General features: G+C 34.2%; 2 protein-coding genes and 1 pseudogene. All 3 read right to left on the bottom strand.

Annotation, left to right across the window (positions count from 1 at the left end):
- Positions 1-222 precede the first annotated feature (222 nt).
- Entirely contained in the window at positions 223-411 is a 189-nt protein-coding gene (locus tag JSQ97_RS12840) for a hypothetical protein (protein ID WP_205076413.1), read from the bottom strand.
- Between the two features lie 172 nt (positions 412-583).
- Positions 584-877: pseudogene (locus JSQ97_RS13210) on the bottom strand (RHS repeat-associated core domain-containing protein); the annotation flags it as partial.
- 8 nt (positions 878-885) lie between these two features.
- Positions 886-1524 (bottom strand): hypothetical protein (locus tag JSQ97_RS12830; RefSeq protein ID WP_205076412.1); only part of this gene is annotated, 639 nt, incomplete at its 5' end.

Genomic DNA, 1524 nt, shown 5'->3' with positions numbered 1-1524 from the left:
AAAATATATATCGTAACACGCATCAAAATCTTTCTGAGAGACCATTTTGCTTATATTTATAACATTCATACTTTGATTAAATTGTTTCTTTATGCGAGATGTCTCATAGTTATACTTGATAAAATTACAATCACATCCTATCAAAATTAAAAGGACAATAATAATTACTGTTTTGAATATATCCCTTTTCATTTTCCTTTGCACCTATAACACGTTCCCCTCTTAGCTTTTTTGAGCTTCACTAAAATAAGCTATTGAACCTTGTTGAAAATATCTTTTATCAGCTTTGCTTTTATATCCAATTGCGGCGTAACTATATAGATCATCAATAAAATCGGTTATCAACAATTCTTGAGGAAACATCAGATTGCCCCACACTAAAAAGACAAATACTATGTAGACTTTTTTCATTGTTGTCCCTCAGTATATTTTTTGTTTGTATGACTTCCGCATTTTCAGTTTGCCCTGTTTTTTTGTCATAAATAATAGATAGTTCAATATAAAGTAAATCACTTACATAATAAACCTTGTTATCATTATTTTTTTCCATAAATACTATCTGCAGTATTCTTTACAAATAAAGTTCCCCACTCACCGGCGCCATCGGTATGTACTCCCCGACCGCCGGATCCGTCGACAACCACCTACTGTACTTCGCATCCAAGTATCTCGCTCCGTAGTAATACAGCACGGTCTCCTCGTCCTGCTCCTTTGCCGTAAACTTATACGACCTGCGGTCGTGCGCATAGCGGAAAATTATTTCACTCGCCGCTTACGCGGCATGAGCGTACGGCAAATACCGCAGTCCTTCTTCTTTCTCCGTCTTCTTCTCTACCCACAGCTCCCCGTACGGCGTATACTCAAGTCTTCCATACTCCTCGTTATTTATGATCGGCAATAAAATCCGCTCCTTTTACTAAACGATGAGCGAGTCAAGCATTTTGATATATCTATTATTTTAAAAATCGTTTTATGATATGCTATATCATAAACAGCTATACAAAGATAATGTTTGTTCAGTATCATAACACCATCCAACACCTGTCTTAAATCGTTTGTAATTATTCGTTTTTCGAAATCGATTTCTCCATCCTCAGACATAACAACAAGTTTACCACCGTAATTTCTGTATCCATCTTCAATACAAAACACAAAAATATTTCGAGTATTATATACACAATACCTTAATACTAAAGCATCAATCCAAACCTCACCAAACCCCGTTTCGCTTATAATTTTATTTTTAATAACATTCTTCTCTTTATCCATAAGATCAAGAAATAATTTAAATGCATTGGCTTTGTTTTTTGCTTCCATAGACAATTCATAACTATTCGGATTAAAACTTTTTTTCTCCATGTCGATAAGTTTAACAACACAGAGCCGCTCTTTTTCCATAAATAATTTGTAATATGTTAATTCTTCGTTATTATTCATTTGAATAACAGCTTCATCATTATGCCTGTTCTGAAAATTTGCTATAGAACCAGCCAGCTGTACTTCTTTTGCATACAGTAAAATAGT

Origin of the sequence: Treponema sp. Marseille-Q4523, from assembly GCF_016901105.1 — a bacterium.
In the GTDB taxonomy this organism is placed as follows: domain Bacteria; phylum Spirochaetota; class Spirochaetia; order Treponematales; family Treponemataceae; genus Treponema_D.
Note: the sequence above shows the minus strand (reverse complement) of the source record. Positions and strands in the feature narration are given on the sequence as shown.

Coding starts and splice junctions, on each gene's coding strand:
- JSQ97_RS12840 (WP_205076413.1), bottom strand. CDS start 411: ATGAAAAAAGTCTACATAGTATTTGTCTTTTTAGTGTGGGGCAATCTG.